Below are 350 nucleotides of genomic sequence, written 5' to 3'. Positions count from 1 at the left end.
TGTCCCCTTCGTCTAGTGGCCTAGGACACCGCCCTTTCACGGCGGTAACAGGGGTTCGAGTCCCCTAGGGGACGCCAGTTTTACAGAAGCAGCACTTCGGTGATGCTCCGCCGCCAGGCGATAAATCGGGGCTATAGCTCAGCTGGGAGAGCGCTTGCATGGCATGCAAGAGGTCAACGGTTCGATCCCGTTTAGCTCCACCAATTTACAGTTCAATGTCGGGCCACACTGGCATTGGATCGATCAGCACTCAGTGCTGATCACTGTTAGAAGGGTTTGTGTCCCCTTCGTCTAGTGGCCTAGGACACCGCCCTTTCACGGCGGTAACAGGGGTTCGAGTCCCCTAGGGG

At 57.4% G+C, this 350-nt stretch carries 2 tRNA genes; both read left to right on the top strand.

Annotated features, from left to right (window positions below):
• The first annotated feature begins 1 nt into the window (after window position 1).
• Window positions 2–77 (top strand) — tRNA-Glu (locus tag GHO03_RS24835).
• Window positions 78–127: 50 nt separating this feature from the next.
• Window positions 128–203, top strand: a tRNA-Ala gene (locus GHO03_RS24830).
• The last annotated feature ends 147 nt before the right edge of the window (window positions 204–350 follow it).

It is taken from the genome of Pseudomonas sp. FSL R10-1339, assembly GCF_009600545.1.
GTDB classification, from domain to species: Bacteria; Pseudomonadota; Gammaproteobacteria; order Pseudomonadales; family Pseudomonadaceae; genus Aquipseudomonas; species Aquipseudomonas bubulae.
The sequence above is the reverse complement of the archived record's forward strand: the minus strand, read 5'-3'. Positions and strand labels throughout refer to the sequence as shown.